Here is a 14,985-nt window from a genome sequence, read left to right as displayed (position 1 = left end):
CGTGCAGCGCCTCTACGACTTCCTCCGCAGACACCCGACCGGTGTCGACAGCTTCTGGGCTGTCGTCCTGTTCCTGGTGTCGCTCGTGGGGCTGTTCGCCATGGGGAACGGCCCGCAGGACGTGGACGAGGCCGCCCGGGGCATCCAGCGCTATGCCGACTGGCAGCTCGGCGTCGGGGTGCTGATCGTCGTGACGCAGTGCGTGGTCGTGGCGCTGCGCCGCCGCGCCCCCGAGAAGATGCTGCTGCTCTCGGCCTTCATGGGCGTCGTCCAGGTGATCGTCGACATCGGTGTGATGCCGACCGACTTCGCGATGCTGGTGATCATCTACACCGTGGCCGCGGAGGGCGCCGTGTGGGCCCGCAGGTTCGCGCTGATCGGCGGCGTGCTCGCGGCGCCGATCGCGCAGCTGCGCTGGCCCGACGAGAACACCGGCTCGTGGGGCAACATCCTCTTCGCCGGGTTCTCGATGCTGCCCTTCGTGCTCGCCTGGGTGCTCGGCGACTCGATCCGCACCCGGCGCGCCTACTTCGCCCAGCTCGAGGAGCGCAACACCCGCCTGGAGCAGGAGCGCGAGGCCCAGGCCAAGGTCGCGGTCGCGGCCGAGCGGGCCCGGATCGCCCGCGAGCTGCACGACGTCGTCGCGCACAACGTGTCGGTGATGGTCGTGCAGGCCGACGGCGCCGCGTACGTCATGGACAACGCGCCCGACCAGGCCAAGAAGGCCCTGGAGACCATCTCCGGAACCGGCCGGCAGGCCCTCGCCGAGATGCGCCGGCTGCTCGGCGTGCTGCGCACCGGGGAGCCGCGCGAGGGCGGCGAATACGTCCCGCAGCCCGATGTCGAGCAGATCGACGACCTCATCGAGCAGGTGCGCTCCTCGGGCCTCACCGTCGACTTCAAGATCGAGGGCACCGCGCGCCCGCTGCCCAGCGGCGTCGAGCTCACGGCCTACCGCATCGTGCAGGAGGCCCTCACCAACACCCGTAAGCACGGCGGTGAGAACGCCGGGGCGAGCGTGCGCATCGTCTACTTCGACGACGGGCTCGGCCTGCTCGTCGAGGACGACGGCAAGGGCGCCCCGCACGAGCTGTACGAGGACGGCGGCGCCGACGGCCGCGGCCACGGCCTGATCGGCATGCGCGAGCGCGTCGGTATGGTCGGCGGCACGCTCGACGCGGGGCCCCGGCCCGGCGGCGGGTTCCGCATCAGCGCACTGTTGCCGCTCAAGCCCGCCCACTGACACCTGTCAGTACTTGCCCCGCTTTATGACCTTGGAGGAATGCCGGACATGGCGATCCGCGTAATGCTCGTCGACGACCAGGCGCTCCTGCGTACCGGCTTCCGCATGGTGCTCGCCGCACAGCCGGACATGGAGGTCGTCGCGGAGGCGGGCGACGGGGCCGAGGCCCTGGAGGTCCTCAAGTCCACGCCGGTGGACGTGGTGTTGATGGACGTACGCATGCCGAGGCTGGACGGCGTCGAGGCGACCGGCCGGATCTGCGCGCAGCCCGACCCGCCCAAGGTGCTGATCCTGACCACCTTCGACCTCGACGAGTACGCCTTCTCGGGGCTGAAGGCGGGTGCCTCCGGCTTCATGCTCAAGGACGTGCCGCCGGCCGAACTCCTCGCCGCCATCCGGTCCGTGCACAGCGGTGACGCGGTCGTCGCGCCCACCACCACGCGCCGCCTCCTGGACCGTTTCGCGCCGATGCTGCCCGACAGCGGCAAGGGCAACCAGCACAAGGAGCTGGAGCGCCTCACGGACCGCGAGCGCGAGGTCATGATCCTGGTGGCGCAGGGCCTGTCGAACGGCGAGATCGCGGGCCGCCTCGTCCTGTCCGAGGCCACGGTGAAGACCCACGTGGGCCGCATCCTCACCAAGCTGGGCCTGCGCGACCGCGTCCAGGTCGTGGTCCTCGCCTATGAGACGGGCCTGGTGCGCGCCGGCGGAGGCGCCTGAGCGATGCCGATGCTGCTCTGGATCAACGGCCCCTTCGGCGGGGGCAAGACACAGACCGCGTACGAACTGCACCGACGCCTTCCCGGGAGCGTGGTCTGCGACCCGGAGCGGGTGGGCTTCGGCCTGCACCGCATGATGCCGCCCGCGCTGCGCGGAGACTTCCAGGACCTGCCCGCCTGGCGCCAGGGCGTCTTCGAGGTCCTCGACCTCACCCTGACCAAGCACCCGGGCACGGTGATCGCCCCGATGACCCTGGTGAACACCGACTATTACGCCGAGATCCTCGGCCGGCTGCGCGAACAGGGCCACGACGTCCGCCACTTCGCCCTGCTCGCCGACCGGGAGACGGTCCTGAACCGGCTGCGCGAACGGAACTTCGGACACGTGGTGAAGTACGTCGCCGGCCAGGACGCTCCACTGCGTCGCGAGAGCTTCGCGGTACGCAAGCTGGACCACTGCCTGGAGCAGCTGGCCAAGCCGGAGTTCGCGGAACACCTGCGAACGGACCGCACCCCGGTCCCGGCTGTCGCGGACCGGATCGCCGCTTCAGCGGGCCTTACGCTGCTGCCGAATGCGGACGGCCGGGTGAAGGGGCGGCTCCGGCGGGCCTGGACGGGTGTGAAGCACATCCGCTTCGACTAGCGGCCTCTCTCGTGTGCCTTCGGCTGCCTCCGCTCTTCAGCCCATCCGGCCTCACATCCAGCCCGTCCGGCGTTTGAGGACACCGCCCGAAGGGCGGAAGGCGTCGCAGACTTACGGGAAGGGGCGGGGAGGGGAAAAATCCCGTCCCTACCGCAGCACACCCTCAATGAAGTCACTGCCGAGGCGGGACACCGCACTCAGATCCAGCTGATGCTGCACATAGCGCCCACGGCGCTGAGCCGTGATCAGCCCGGCCTTCTTCAGCACCCCCAGGTGCCGAGATATCTCCGGCGCAGTCATCCCATGCGCATCCGCCAACTCGCTGGTGGTGTACGCGGCCCGCGCAAGATGCCGACACAGCCGCATACGCGCAGGATGCGCAAGCGCGGCCATGCGCCGGGTGAGCTGCTCGACGGAGGTGGGCGCGGCGGGGCCGGGCGCCCTGACCGGGTACATGATCGAGGGCTGCCAGCCGAAGCGGTGCAGCACCAGGATGTGCGGCCAGCCGATGCTGGTGGGGACGAGGGCGAGGCCGCCGTCCCCGGTCCTGGTGCGGCCCACGGACATCTTGTCGACGGTGATCCGCGCGGCCTGCACGTCCAGGGAGGCCGCCGCCGACGCCGCGCTCAGGGCCTCGCCGAGACCCTTGTGGCGAAGGAGCTCCGTCTTGTGCCGGGCGTCCGCGGCGAGCTCAGGGCTGATCCGGGCCCAGAGGTCCGCGAAGAACGCCTTCTCGCAGTCCTCCACGAGCCGCCGGAACCAGGCCCGCACGGCCGGTGGGTCATCGAGCAGCCGCTGGGTGAAGCGCAGTTGGGGCACGCCACGGGTGGCGGCCAGCTCCACGGCCCGCTGTCGGCTCGCGGGGTCGGTCAGGACGTCCGGGCTCTGGATGTCGTACTCCACCTGGCAGGTGAACTCCAGGGCGGCATCGACGAATTGGCGGTCGGTGAGCTTGTCGAGCAGGTCCAGCTCGTCGGCGAGCGTGGCGCCGGGGATGCCGCGGTTGCCCGGGACGGCGGCGAACGGTGCGAAGACGTCCGAGAACGTCGTGCGCCACAGGAAGTCCGCCTCGCACAGCCGGTCGGCGAGGCAGGAGTCGAGCGACGAGCACACGGCGGTGGCCCACCCGTGCAGATGCGGATGGTGGGCGGGCTCGGCCAGCGCGTGCAGCGCGGCACCCAGCTCGGCGAGGGGCGACGGCACGACGGAGATGCGCTCCGGTGCCAGTCCCGCGATGTCGATCGTGACGCTCATGTCCCCATGGTGCACCCCGCCACCGACAGCCCGACCGTCGATTGACGGCTCTGGTCAATCGACGTGACCGGACCCGGACGACAGGCGGAATCTGAATCTCGTCCGGAGCGAACGGCTCGGGACGGACCCTCCCCGGACCAGCGGCTTCGCCATGTCCGGCAACCGAAAGGACAGCTCTGTCATGAGCATCACAGCCCAGTACTCGCTCGACCTCTACCGCGCCGCCCAGCACGGCGACCCGCACCCGCCGGCCCCCGGCCGCCACGACTGGCGCGTCATCGCCGAACTCAGGGACGCCGCCCGGGCATCGGGCGCTCCGGCCGGGCGACGCCCTCGCGGTCTCCTGGCCAGGCTGAGGGGCCGGGCATCCGGTTCGTCCGACTCCTCATCCAGCCATTCATCCAGCCCGTCCGGCGTTTGAGGACACTGCCCGCAGGGCGGAAGGCGTCGCAGACTTACGGGAAGGGGCGGGTCGGGGAAAACATCCCCCGCCCACCTACCCCGGCAACCGCCCCACAAAGTCCCGCACAGCACCCCGCACATCCTCCGCCGACCACTCCAGCCCCGCCGCCCCCACCGACACCTCGGTCTGCGAAACCCCGGGCGGCCCACCCGCAGCCGACCACCACACCCTGAACAGCCCGACCCCCGTCTCCTCCGTCTGCCGCACCGAAGCCTCATCAAGGACCTCCGGCGGATAAGGCAGCCACACCTGGAACTCATGGGTGTGCGGCACCTCCGGATGCACCCGCGCCCACGCGACCCCCGCCTGAGCGAACCCCTCGCGCAGCGCCTCGGCGACCACGCGCGCGTGGGCGACGTACGAGGGAAGCCGGGGCAGCTCCCGATCGAGCCCGATGAGCGCCGAGAGCGCCGTCGGATACTGCTGCCAGACCTGGCCGCCGTACCGGTGCCGCCAGGTCCTCGCCTCGTCCACAAAGCTCTGCGGCCCGGCGATCACCGCCCCGCCGAGCCCGCCGAGCGACTTGTAGAACGACACGTACACGGTGTCCGCGAGGTCCGCGATCTCGTCCAGCGGCCGCCCGAAGTGCGGTGCGCACTCCCACAGCCGGGCCCCGTCGAAGTGCACCACGGCGTCCCGTTCCCGCGCGGCCGCGACGACCGCCGTCAGCTCCTCCCAGGTGGGCAGCACGAAACCGGCGTCCCTGAGCGGCAGTTCGAGCATCAGCGTCCCGAAGGGCTCGTCGAAGTCCCGTATCTCCTCGGCCGTGGGCAGCCGCGGTTCGCTCGTGGGGTGGACCGTGCGCAGGCCGCTGACCGCGCCGAACGCGCCCCGCTCGTGCTGCTCGGGGTGCGCGAGCGGATGCAGCGCGACCGTCGAGTCCCCGGTACGTCCCGCCCAGCAGCGCAGCGCGACCTGCTGGGCCATGGTGCCGGTGGGGAAGAACGCGCCGGCCTCCTTGCCGAGCAGCGCGGCGACGCGTTCCTCCAGGGCGGCCACGATCCCGTCCCCGTAGAAGTCGACCGGCCCGTCCAGGTCGTACGCCTCCGGGGAGGCATCCGTCAGCCGGGCCAGCCCTTCGGCGAGCGTGAACTCCGCCCCGCCCCGGGCCAGGACCCGCTTGGCCGCGCGCCGGGCCGCGAAGCGCCGCTTGCGCGCGTCCGGCGCCACCGCATCGAGGTCGTCCTCGTCCCGCACGCCCTGCTCGTCCCGCACGCCCCGCTGCTCGTCGCTCATCCACAGATCCTCTCGCACACCCATCCGGAAGCGCACAGCCTGTGGATAACTTTCGAAGGGCTTCGGAAGCCTGTGGAGAGACCCGCAAGCCTGTGGACAGTGCCGGGCCCGCCCCGAACACCTCGCGTTAACATGACGAGAAATCGTCCGGTACCCCGAGCGGACTGGAACGGAAGGCCGTCGTCGCGTGAACGTAACCCAGCAGCAGGAGCCGAAGGACCGCCCGGCCCGGCTCACCGTAGGGGTCGTCGGCGCGGGCCGGGTCGGCCCCGCGCTCGCCGCCTCGCTGGAACTCGCGGGGCACCGCCCCGTCGCCGCGTCCGGCGTCTCCGAGGCCTCGGTGCGCCGGGCCGCCGAGCTGCTGCCCGACGTTCCCCTGGTGACGCCGGCCGAAGTCCTCGAGCGGTCCGAACTGGTGCTCCTGACCGTGCCGGACGACGCCCTGCCCGGCCTGGTCCAGGGCCTCGCCGAGACCGGCGCCGTACGCCCCGGCCAACTGGTCGTGCACACCTCTGGGCGGTACGGCGTCAAGGTCCTCGACCCCGTCCTCAGGGCCGGCGGACTGCCGCTCGCGCTGCACCCCGCGATGACGTTCACCGGCTCTCCCGTCGACGTACACCGCCTGGCCGGCTGTTCCTTCGGCGTGACCGCGCCCGAGGAGCTGCGGCTGGCCGCCGAGGCCCTCGTCATCGAGATGGGCGGCGAGCCCGAGTGGGTCGAGGAAGCGGCCCGCCCGCTCTACCACGCGGCCCTCGCGCTCGGCGCGAACCACCTGGTCACGCTGGTCGCCGAGGCGATGGAGCTGCTCCGGCAGGCGGGCGTCGGTGCCCCCGACCGGATGCTCGGCCCGCTGCTCGGCGCCGCCCTGGACAACGCGCTCAGGTCGGGCGACGCCGCGCTCACCGGCCCCGTCGCGCGCGGTGACGCCGGCACGGTCGCCGCCCATGTCGCGGAGTTGCGCAAGCACGCGCCGGGGACCGTCGCCGGCTATCTGGCGATGGCCCGCGCGACCGCCGACCGCGCGCTCGCGCACGGCATGCTCAAGCCCGAACTCGCCGAGGACCTGCTCGGCGTGCTGGCCAACGGGACTCATTCGGGGCCCGGCGCCGAGGGGGGCGCGCGATGACCAAACTGCTGCACACCGCCGACGAACTCCGCGCGCTCCCGCACGAGGGCCCGCGCGCCGTCGTCATGACGATGGGCGCCCTGCACGAGGGCCACGCGACCCTGATCCGCGCCGCACGCGAACTCGCGGGCGAGCGCGGCCAGGTCGTCGTCACGGTCTTCGTCAACCCGCTGCAGTTCGGCGCGGGCGAGGACCTGGACCGCTACCCGCGCACCCTCGACGCCGACCGGCAGATCGCCGAACAGTCCGGTGCGGACGTGGTGTTCGCGCCGTCCGCCGACGAGGTCTACCCGGGCGGCGAACCCCAGGTCCGCATCGCCGCCGGCCCCATGGGGGAGCGCCTCGAAGGCGCCTCGCGCCCCGGCCACTTCGACGGCATGCTCACCGTCGTCGCCAAGCTGCTGCACCTCACGGCGCCCGACGTCGCCCTGTACGGACAGAAGGACGCCCAGCAACTCGCCCTGATCCGCCGCATGGTGCGCGACCTGAACTACAGGGTCGAGATCGTCGGCGTACCGACCGTGCGCGAGGCCGACGGCCTGGCCCTGTCCAGCCGCAACCGCTACCTGTCGGCCGCCGAGCGGCAGACCGCGCTCGCCCTGTCCGGCGCGCTCTTCGCGGGCCGCGACCGCCTCGCCGCCCAAATCGCCCTCCACGCGCGTGCCGAGGCGCTGCCCGCCACGCGTGCGCGCGTCGACGCCCTGACCGCCCTCGGCGAGGCCCGCGCCGCCGCCGACACCCATGCGGTGGCCCAGGCGGCGAGCGGCGGCCCCACCGCGGTCCGCATGGCCGCACGCGCCGTACTGGACGATGCCGCCCGGGCCCAACCCCCGCTCGCGCTGGACTACTTGGCCCTGGTCGACCCGGCCGACTTCACCGAGATCGGCGACGGCTTCACGGGCGAGGCGATCCTCGCGGTCGCCGCGCGCGTGGGCGCCACCCGACTGATCGACAACCTTCCGCTGACCTTCGGAGCAGGAGCAGGAGCCGCCGTATGACCACCGAAGGAACCCCCCTGACAGGCACCGGTACCGGAATACGGCTGCACGCCCCGGCCCCCGGCTGGTCCATCGACGCGGACGTGGTCGTCGTCGGCTCCGGCGTAGCGGGCCTCACGGCGGCCCTGCGCTGCGCGGCCACGGGTCTGCGTACGGTCGTCGTCACCAAGGCCCGCCTGGACGACGGCTCCACCCGCTGGGCCCAGGGCGGCATCGCCGCGGCCCTCGGCGAGGGCGACACCCCCGAACAGCACCTGGACGACACCCTGGTGGCCGGCGCGGGCCTGTGCGACGAGGAAGCGGTCCGCATCCTCGTCACCGAAGGACCCGACGCCGTACGCCGCCTCATCGCGACCGGCGCCCACTTCGACACCTCGGCGGCCGGCGAGATCGAGCTGACCCGCGAGGGCGGCCACCACCGCCGCCGCATCGCGCACGCGGGCGGCGACGCGACCGGCGCGGAGATCTCGCGCGCCCTGGTGGACGCGGTCAAGTACGCCACGGATGCCGAGCCCTCGGCCGGCACCATCCGTACGATCGAGAACGCCCTGGTCCTGGACCTGTTGACGGACGCCGAAGGCCACACCGCGGGCGTCACCCTGCACGTCATGGGCGAGGGCCAGCACGACGGCGTCGGCGCGGTGCACGCGCGCGCCGTGGTGCTCGCGACCGGCGGCATGGGCCAGGTCTTCTCGGCCACCACCAACCCGTCCGTCTCGACCGGCGACGGCGTGGCCCTCGCGCTGCGCGCGGGCGCCGAGGTCAGCGACCTCGAATTCGTCCAGTTCCACCCCACCGTGCTGTTCCTGGGCGCGGGTGCGGAAGGCCAGCAGCCCCTGGTCTCCGAGGCGGTACGCGGCGAGGGAGGACATCTCGTCGACGCGGACGGCACCCGCTTCATGCTCGGCCAGCACGAGCTCGCCGAGCTCGCGCCCCGCGACATCGTCGCCAAGGGCATCACGCGCCGCATGGCCGAACAGGGCGCCGAGCACATGTACTTGGACGCCCGGCACTTCGGCGCCGAGATGTGGGAGAACCGCTTCCCGACCATCCTGGCGGCCTGCCGCGCGCACGGCATCGACCCGGTGACCGAGCCCATCCCGATCGCCCCCGCCGCCCACTACGCCTCCGGCGGCATCCGTACGGACAGCCGCGGCCGCACCACCGTCGCGGGCCTGTACGCCTGCGGCGAGGTCGCCTGCACGGGCGTGCACGGCGCCAACCGCCTGGCCTCCAACTCCCTCCTGGAGGGCCTGGTCTACGCGGAGCGCATCGCCGAGGACATCGCCGCACACACCCCGCCGGCCCGTGAACCCGCCCCGGTCGTGCACCCCGAGACCCCGGCCCACCCGCTCCTGCCGCCCGAGGCCCGGCTCACCATCCAGCGCATCATGTCGGCGGGTGCCGGAGTCCTGCGTTCCGCCGCGTCCCTGGAGCGGGCCGGCACCGAGCTCGGCGCGATCCACGCCGCCGCCCGCGAGACGCTCACCGAGCACGGCAAGACCGCCGAGCCGGGCGTCGACAGCTGGGAGGCGACCAACCTGCTGTGCGTCGCGCGCGTGCTCGTCGCCGCCGCGCAGCGCCGCGAGGAGACCCGCGGCTGCCACTGGCGCGAGGACCACGCGGAGCGCGACGACACCGACTGGCGACGCCACATCGTCGTACGACTGAATCCCGACCGGACCCTCGCCGTGCACACGACAGACACGGCAGACTTCCCCCCGACCCGGCCGACCCAGGCCTCTCTCCAGGAGCAGTGACCGACGTGAGCAGCACCCCTGAGGACCTCCCCCTCGTCCAGAACAGCGGCGGCTGCGGCGACGGCTGCGGCTGCGCGGCGGACGACGGAGGGGACTTCGCCGACGTGATGGAGTGCGGCCTCGACCCGGCCCTCGCCCAGCTCCTCGCCGAAGCGGGCCTCGACCCCGTCCTGGTCGAGGACATCGCGCACATGGCGATCGCCGAGGACCTGGACGGCGGCGTGGACGTCACCACGGTCGCCACGATCCCCGAAGAGGCCGTCGCCACCGCCGACTTCACGGCCCGCGAGGACGGCGTCGTGGCCGGCCTGCGCATCGCCGAGGCGATCCTCTCCGTGGTCTGCACGGACGAGTTCGAGGTCGAGCGGCACGTCGAGGACGGCGACCGCGTGCGGGCCGGCCAGAAGCTGATCTCGGTCACCACCCGCACCCGCGACCTGCTCACCGGCGAGCGCAGCGCGCTGAACATCCTGTGCCGCCTCTCCGGCATCGCGACGGCCACGCGCGCGTGGGCGGACGTCCTTGACGGTACGAAGGCCAAGGTCCGCGACACCCGCAAGACGACGCCGGGCCTCCGCGCGCTGGAGAAGTACGCGGTCCGCTGCGGCGGCGGCGTCAACCACCGCATGTCCCTGTCGGACGCGGCGCTCGTCAAGGACAACCACGTGGTGGCGGCCGGCGGCGTCGCGCAGGCCTTCAAGGCCGTACGCGACGAGTTCCCGGGCCTGGCGATCGAGGTCGAGGTCGACACCCTGGACCAGCTGGCCGAAGTCCTGGACGCGGGCGCCGACTTGATCCTCCTGGACAACTTCACGCCGCAGGAGACCGAGCAAGCGGTGAAGCTCACCGGCGGCCGCGCGCTCCTCGAATCCTCCGGCCGCCTCACCCTCGACACCGCCCGCGCGTACGCCGAGACGGGCGTCGACTACCTCGCGGTCGGCGGCCTGACCCACTCCTCGCCCATCCTCGACATCGGCCTGGACCTGCGCGAGGCGAACGCCTGATGCTGCTCACGATCGACGTAGGAAACACCCACACGGTCCTCGGCCTGTTCGACGGCGAGGAGATCGTCGAGCACTGGCGCATCTCCACCGACGCCCGCCGCACCGCCGACGAGCTGGCCGTCCTGCTCAACGGCCTGATGGGCATGCACCCGCTGCTCGGCGAAGAGCTCGGCGACGGCATCGACGGCATCGCGATCTGCGCCACCGTCCCGTCGGTCCTGCACGAGCTGCGCGAGGTCACCCGCCGCTACTACGGCGACGTACCGGCGGTCCTGGTGGAGCCCGGCATCAAGACCGGCGTCCCGATCCTCACCGACAACCCCAAGGAGGTCGGCGCCGACCGCATCATCAACGCGGTCGCGGCCGTCGAGCTCTACGGCGGCCCGGCGATCGTCGTCGACTTCGGCACGGCCACCACCTTCGACGCGGTCTCCGCGCGCGGCGAGTACACGGGCGGCGCGATCGCCCCCGGCATCGAGATCTCGGTCGACGCGCTCGGCGTCCGCGGCGCCCAGCTCCGCAAGATCGAGCTGACCCGCCCGCGCAGCGTCATCGGCAAGAACACCGTCGAGGCCATGCAGTCCGGCATCCTCTACGGCTTCGCGGGACAGGTCGACGGCCTGGTCAACCGCATGGCCCGCGAACTGGCCGGCCCCGCCGGAGACCCCGACGACGTCACGGTCATCGCGACCGGCGGCCTCGCGCCCATGGTCCTCGGCGAGTCCACGGTGATCGACGAACACGAGCCGTGGCTCACGCTGATCGGGCTCCGCCTGGTCTACGAGCGCAACGTGTCCCGCAGCTGACACGTCCGGCACGTCCAGCACGTCCCTTGGGGGGAACAGCACTTGAGTCTCATACGTCGCGGGGGTGCGCTCGTCGCCCTCCTGCTCGGCGCCCTGCTCGCGTCCATGGCACCGGCCCAAGCTGCCGGCCCGGCCGTCGAGTTGAGCCTCCCGGACACGTCGTACCTCCCCAAGCGCGGGGTGAGCCCCACCGGCGGCATCCGGCTGTGGCTCAACCCGCAGCCGGGGGCGGGCCGCCCGGCGCAGTCCGACGTGACGATGACGGTAGACGCCTCCGACCTGGAGGGCACGGTCCAGCTCCGCACCCGCCGCGAGTGCGGCGACCACGCCTTCGGTGACACCTTCACCGTCACCTGCAAACTGGGCACGCTCACCCGCGGCAAGTTCAACGCCCCGGACGCGGTGTACATCGAGGCGGTGCACGGCGTGCCCCGCGGCAGCCACGGCACGCTCCGCGTCACGTTCAGCGCGCCGGGCGCCGAGGACGTGACATACGAGAGCGACGTATGGGTCGAGGGCCCGGACCTGCGGCCCCGGGTGGAGAAGATCCGCAGGGGCGACACCGCGGGCAAGAGCTTCGGCTTCAAGCCCCAGGTGCGCAACGCGGGCAAGTTCCCCGCCGAGGGCTTCGCCGTGAAGTTCGACAGCGCGCACCTCAATTTCCCCGCGAAATACAGCAATTGCGAGTACGCCCTCGCCCGCTGGGCGACCTGCTGGTTCGACCAGACCCTCGAACCGGGCCAGGCCTACGAGTTCGCCGATCCCATCGACGTCGGCGTACCGACGTCGATGGTGAACGGCAGTTTCACCTACTCCCCGTATCTGCCGGGCCTGACCGGCGACGCGGAGGACGAGACGGGCGAGACCGCCGACGAGGACGGCATGACGCGCGGCACGGGCCCGGAGCTGAGGGTGCGCCCGGTCGAGGGCGAGGCCAAGGACTTCATGCAGAAGTACAGGGCCGGTGAAGTGGAGCTCCGGACCTCGCAGACGTCCGACCTGCAGGCGACCGCGGGCGTCATCCGGGGCAGGACCGGCGAGACCGTCGACGTGACAGTCGGGGTGCAGAACGCGGGCCCCGGCCGCATCTCGAAGACCTCCCTGGAGATCACCCCGCCGGAGGGCACCACCATCGTGGAGCCGACCCCGCCGGACGACCCGGACAACGAGTCGGAGTGGGAGTGGGAGTGCGCCGGCACCAAGGGGAAGCCGTACACCTGTAACCCCGACCGCGCCCTGGAGCCCGACGACATCTGGTCGACGACCCTCCAATTCCGCATCGACAAGCGCGTCCGCGGCGCCAAGGGCCTCCTCGAAATCCGGGAGGCCCCCGAGCGCCCGGCCCGCGACCCACACCGCGCCGACAACGCGGTCCCGATCGAGATCGACGCGACGGGCGGCCCCCTGGTGGACCCCTCCCGCCCCAACCCGGTCCCGGCGGCCGCCGCCGCTGAGGAGAAGCCCACCTCCAAGGGCGGCACGATCGCGGTGGTGGCGATCCTGGGCCTCACGTTTGCGTCTGGTGTGTACGTACGCCGCCGGCGGGCGAAGTCGAGGGCCAAGGAGCTTGCGGCGTCCGAAGAAGCGGCAACATCCAAGACCGAACCCTCCGGCGACTGAGCCAGAATCAGCCCCTCCGGCGTTTGAGGAGCGGGGGCCCGGGGGTAGCGCCCCCGCGACCCCGGCCCGGCGGGGCTCGGCCCTCATGCGGGGCACCACCGCAAGCCCCGCCGGTCCGGCAAGGCCGCCGCGCCGCCGGATTGGCGTTAAACGGATTTTGTCCGATTGGGCCGTATCGTCGCCCCATGCCCACGCCATACGGATCCCGCGGCGGCATGGCGTTCAGCGCAGACGAGCTGCGTGTGCTCCGACGCGCCCTCGCCATCGCCCTCCATCCCAGCCATGTCTCGGACGAGGACGTCCAGGACTGTCTCCGCCTCGCCGACTCCGTCGACGAAGCGGTCGACGAGGGGGCGAGGCTCCGCGCCTTCCTCCTCGCGGACCTCGCCCGCTACCGGCAGGCCCTGCCCGGCACCGCCGCCGGCTACCTGGAGCTCCTCGCCGACGCCCTCGCGGCCGGTTACAGCCCGGGCCCCGACGACCTCGCCGCGCTGCGCGCCCTGCGCGGCAACCCGGTCGCCGGCGCCCTGCTCAACCACTGCCGCGCCCTCACCGAACAGGCCGTACGCGCCAAGCTCGCGGGCCGTACGGTCCCGGCCTCGCGCACCCGCCTGCTGGCCCTGCCCGGCGGCCGCGCCGAGGACGCGCAGCCGGCCTCCGAGCCCAGGAAACCGACCCCCGAGCGCCCGGCCCAGCCCCGTCCGGTGCCCACTCCGGCCGAGGTCTTCCCGCCCAAGCGCCGACCCGCACCCGCCGTTCCCGCGGCCCCGCCGCAGCAGCTCGCCGTCGGATAGCTACGCTGGGGGCATGGACTACGTCTCCGCGCTCGTGCCCCCCGTAGTGATGGCCGTCTTCTTCATCGGTCTGATCGTGACGATCGTGAAGACCCAGGGCGGCGCCAACAAGGCCAAGGAGGACGCGGTCGTGGACGCCGCGATCGCCCGCGCCGAGAGCGTCCGCCAGACCCCGCCCGGCACCCCGAAGACCGGCGGCGCCTGACACCCGCGCCAACCCGCTCCACCCGCGTACGGCTCGTTCGCTTTTCGAGCCGTACGCCCTTTTTGTAATGTCTGGCACGCCATTAGTGACATCTCCCACTATTGTTCAGCTGTGCCTCGCCCATTGGGAGAACTCGAAGACGCGGTCATGACGCGGGTGTGGAAGTGGAACCGCCCGGTGACCGTTCGAGAAGTCCTGGAAGACCTTCAGCAGGAACGGTCCATCGCGTACACGACCGTCATGACCGTATTGGACAATCTCCATCAGAAGGGCTGGGTACGCAGGGAAGCGGAAGGCCGCGCATATCGATATGAGGCGGTCTCCACCCGCGCCGCCTACGCGGCCGCACTGATGAACGAGGCCTGGTCGCAGAGCGACAACCCGGCAGCCGCACTCGTCGCCTTCTTCGGGATGATGTCGCCGGAACAGCGCGAATCCCTCACCGACGCCGTACGCATCGTGCAAGGCCCGGAGAACCCCGGCGTGGCAGCGGGCACCACAGGGCGATAGCGTCCCGGCATGCCCGGAGACACCCCCCCTACGGACCCGTATCCCGATGTTCCCGCGAATGCCCTCACCATCCGCCGGGCGCGGACCTCTGATGTGCGGGCGGTGCGCAACCTCCTGGACGCGTACGTACGCCGGGGCATCCTGCTCGACAAAGCAACGGTCACGCTTTACGAGGACATCCAGGAGTTCTGGGTCGCGGAACGCGACGACAGCGGCGAGGTCGTCGGCTGCGGCGCCCTGCACGTGATGTGGGAAGACCTCGCCGAAGTGCGCACTCTCGCGGTGAACCCCGACGCCAAGGGTTACGGCGTGGGGCATCAACTGCTCGGCAAGTTGCTGCAGACCGCGCGCTGGATCGGTGTGCGCCGGGTTTTCTGCCTCACCTTCGAAGTGGACTTCTTCGCCAAGCACGGCTTCGTGGAGATCGGCGAGGCGCCGGTCGAGTCGGATGTCTACGGCGAGCTGCTGCGTTCCTATGACGAAGGCGTCGCCGAGTTCCTGGGTCTCGAACGAGTGAAACCGAACACCTTGGGCAACAGTCGGATGCTTCTGCACCTGTGATCGCCCGCGCAATTTTCCGGCACTGTCCGGCGAGGCCGCGCTA

16 protein-coding genes are annotated in these 14,985 nt (G+C 71.8%); 14 read left to right on the top strand and 2 right to left on the bottom strand.

Translation table 11 applies throughout. The annotated features are described in order from the left end of the window. Position 1 precedes the first annotated feature (1 nt). Genes OG430_RS22290 through OG430_RS22280 form a run of 3 tightly spaced genes read left to right on the top strand, consistent with a single transcriptional unit; the run spans position 2 to position 2,605 of the window. Positions 2-1,243, top strand: a complete 1,242-nt coding sequence (locus OG430_RS22290) for a sensor histidine kinase (protein WP_327354325.1) — start codon at positions 2-4, stop codon at positions 1,241-1,243. Positions 1,244-1,291: 48 nt separating this feature from the next. Beyond that, positions 1,292-1,963, top strand: a complete 672-nt coding sequence (locus OG430_RS22285) for a response regulator transcription factor (protein WP_327354324.1) — start codon at positions 1,292-1,294, stop codon at positions 1,961-1,963. Positions 1,964-1,972: 9 nt separating this feature from the next. Further along, on the top strand, positions 1,973-2,605 hold the full coding sequence (locus OG430_RS22280; RefSeq protein WP_327359184.1) for an AAA family ATPase: 633 nt from the start codon (positions 1,973-1,975) through the stop codon (positions 2,603-2,605). 147 nt (positions 2,606-2,752) lie between these two features. On the opposite strand, the gene OG430_RS22275 is transcribed toward OG430_RS22280, so the two are convergent. Then, positions 2,753-3,859 (bottom strand): DUF5937 family protein, encoded by a 1,107-nt coding sequence (locus OG430_RS22275; RefSeq protein ID WP_327354323.1) that lies wholly within the window; start codon positions 3,857-3,859, stop codon positions 2,753-2,755. Between the two features lie 181 nt (positions 3,860-4,040). Here OG430_RS22275 and OG430_RS22270 point away from each other — a divergent pair, with 181 nt between their 5' ends. Next, the gene (locus tag OG430_RS22270; RefSeq protein ID WP_327354322.1) at positions 4,041-4,280 is read left to right on the top strand and encodes a hypothetical protein; all 240 of its coding nucleotides are present in this window, start codon (positions 4,041-4,043) and stop codon (positions 4,278-4,280) included. A gap of 75 nt (positions 4,281-4,355) precedes the next feature. On the opposite strand, the gene OG430_RS22265 is transcribed toward OG430_RS22270, so the two are convergent. Continuing rightward, on the bottom strand, positions 4,356-5,558 hold the full coding sequence (locus OG430_RS22265; protein ID WP_327354321.1) for a threonine aldolase family protein: 1,203 nt from the start codon (positions 5,556-5,558) through the stop codon (positions 4,356-4,358). A 187-nt stretch (positions 5,559-5,745) separates the two neighbouring features. Between OG430_RS22265 and OG430_RS22260 the strand changes: the two genes are divergently transcribed. From OG430_RS22260 to OG430_RS22215, 10 genes are all read left to right on the top strand, one after another. Beyond that, the gene (locus OG430_RS22260; RefSeq protein ID WP_327354320.1) at positions 5,746-6,684 is read left to right on the top strand and encodes a Rossmann-like and DUF2520 domain-containing protein; all 939 of its coding nucleotides are present in this window, start codon (positions 5,746-5,748) and stop codon (positions 6,682-6,684) included. Next, positions 6,681-7,682 (top strand): pantoate--beta-alanine ligase, encoded by a 1,002-nt coding sequence (gene panC, locus OG430_RS22255; protein ID WP_327354319.1) that lies wholly within the window; start codon positions 6,681-6,683, stop codon positions 7,680-7,682. The genes OG430_RS22260 and panC overlap by 4 nt, the downstream gene beginning before the upstream one ends. Continuing rightward, positions 7,679-9,442 (top strand): L-aspartate oxidase, encoded by a 1,764-nt coding sequence (locus tag OG430_RS22250; RefSeq protein WP_327354318.1) that lies wholly within the window; start codon positions 7,679-7,681, stop codon positions 9,440-9,442. Before panC ends, OG430_RS22250 begins: the two co-directional genes overlap by 4 nt. Then, complete coding sequence (gene nadC, locus OG430_RS22245) at positions 9,439-10,446, top strand: carboxylating nicotinate-nucleotide diphosphorylase (protein WP_327354317.1); 1,008 nt, start codon at positions 9,439-9,441, stop codon at positions 10,444-10,446. The genes OG430_RS22250 and nadC overlap by 4 nt, the downstream gene beginning before the upstream one ends. Next, the gene (locus OG430_RS22240) at positions 10,446-11,252 is read left to right on the top strand and encodes a type III pantothenate kinase (RefSeq protein ID WP_327354316.1); all 807 of its coding nucleotides are present in this window, start codon (positions 10,446-10,448) and stop codon (positions 11,250-11,252) included. The genes nadC and OG430_RS22240 overlap by 1 nt, the downstream gene beginning before the upstream one ends. Positions 11,253-11,294: 42 nt before the next feature. Further along, on the top strand, positions 11,295-12,872 hold the full coding sequence (locus OG430_RS22235) for a hypothetical protein (protein ID WP_327354315.1): 1,578 nt from the start codon (positions 11,295-11,297) through the stop codon (positions 12,870-12,872). Between the two features lie 215 nt (positions 12,873-13,087). Continuing rightward, positions 13,088-13,666, top strand: coding sequence for a hypothetical protein (locus OG430_RS22230; RefSeq protein ID WP_327359183.1), 579 nt, complete (start codon positions 13,088-13,090; stop codon positions 13,664-13,666). 13 nt (positions 13,667-13,679) lie between these two features. After that, positions 13,680-13,871 carry a hypothetical protein gene (locus tag OG430_RS22225; protein WP_327354314.1) on the top strand — a complete coding sequence of 64 codons (192 nt, stop codon included), beginning with the start codon at positions 13,680-13,682 and terminating at the stop codon, positions 13,869-13,871. Between the two features lie 111 nt (positions 13,872-13,982). Beyond that, positions 13,983-14,381 carry a BlaI/MecI/CopY family transcriptional regulator gene (locus tag OG430_RS22220; RefSeq protein ID WP_327354313.1) on the top strand — a complete coding sequence of 133 codons (399 nt, stop codon included), beginning with the start codon at positions 13,983-13,985 and terminating at the stop codon, positions 14,379-14,381. A 9-nt stretch (positions 14,382-14,390) separates the two neighbouring features. Then, on the top strand, positions 14,391-14,942 hold the full coding sequence (locus tag OG430_RS22215; RefSeq protein ID WP_327354312.1) for an amino-acid N-acetyltransferase: 552 nt from the start codon (positions 14,391-14,393) through the stop codon (positions 14,940-14,942). Positions 14,943-14,985: the final 43 nt, after the last annotated feature.

The organism is Streptomyces sp. NBC_01304, assembly GCF_035975855.1.
Taxonomy (GTDB): Bacteria; Actinomycetota; Actinomycetes; order Streptomycetales; family Streptomycetaceae; genus Streptomyces.
This window is presented reverse-complemented; position numbering and strand designations above follow the sequence as displayed.

What these genes read in the sequence shown, in the direction of transcription:
- OG430_RS22265 (WP_327354321.1), bottom strand. Translation starts at nt 5,558, where the DNA reads ATGAGCGACGAGCAGCGGGGCGTGCGGGACGAGCAGGGCGTGCGGGAC.
- OG430_RS22250 (WP_327354318.1), top strand. Translation starts at nt 7,679, where the DNA reads ATGACCACCGAAGGAACCCCCCTGACAGGCACCGGTACCGGAATACGG.
- OG430_RS22280 (WP_327359184.1), top strand. Translation starts at nt 1,973, where the DNA reads ATGCTGCTCTGGATCAACGGCCCCTTCGGCGGGGGCAAGACACAGACC.
- OG430_RS22225 (WP_327354314.1), top strand. Translation starts at nt 13,680, where the DNA reads ATGGACTACGTCTCCGCGCTCGTGCCCCCCGTAGTGATGGCCGTCTTC.
- OG430_RS22240 (WP_327354316.1), top strand. Translation starts at nt 10,446, where the DNA reads ATGCTGCTCACGATCGACGTAGGAAACACCCACACGGTCCTCGGCCTG.
- OG430_RS22230 (WP_327359183.1), top strand. Translation starts at nt 13,088, where the DNA reads ATGGCGTTCAGCGCAGACGAGCTGCGTGTGCTCCGACGCGCCCTCGCC.
- OG430_RS22270 (WP_327354322.1), top strand. Translation starts at nt 4,041, where the DNA reads ATGAGCATCACAGCCCAGTACTCGCTCGACCTCTACCGCGCCGCCCAG.
- panC (WP_327354319.1), top strand. Translation starts at nt 6,681, where the DNA reads ATGACCAAACTGCTGCACACCGCCGACGAACTCCGCGCGCTCCCGCAC.
- OG430_RS22215 (WP_327354312.1), top strand. Translation starts at nt 14,391, where the DNA reads ATGCCCGGAGACACCCCCCCTACGGACCCGTATCCCGATGTTCCCGCG.
- OG430_RS22285 (WP_327354324.1), top strand. Translation starts at nt 1,292, where the DNA reads ATGGCGATCCGCGTAATGCTCGTCGACGACCAGGCGCTCCTGCGTACC.
- OG430_RS22275 (WP_327354323.1), bottom strand. Translation starts at nt 3,859, where the DNA reads ATGAGCGTCACGATCGACATCGCGGGACTGGCACCGGAGCGCATCTCC.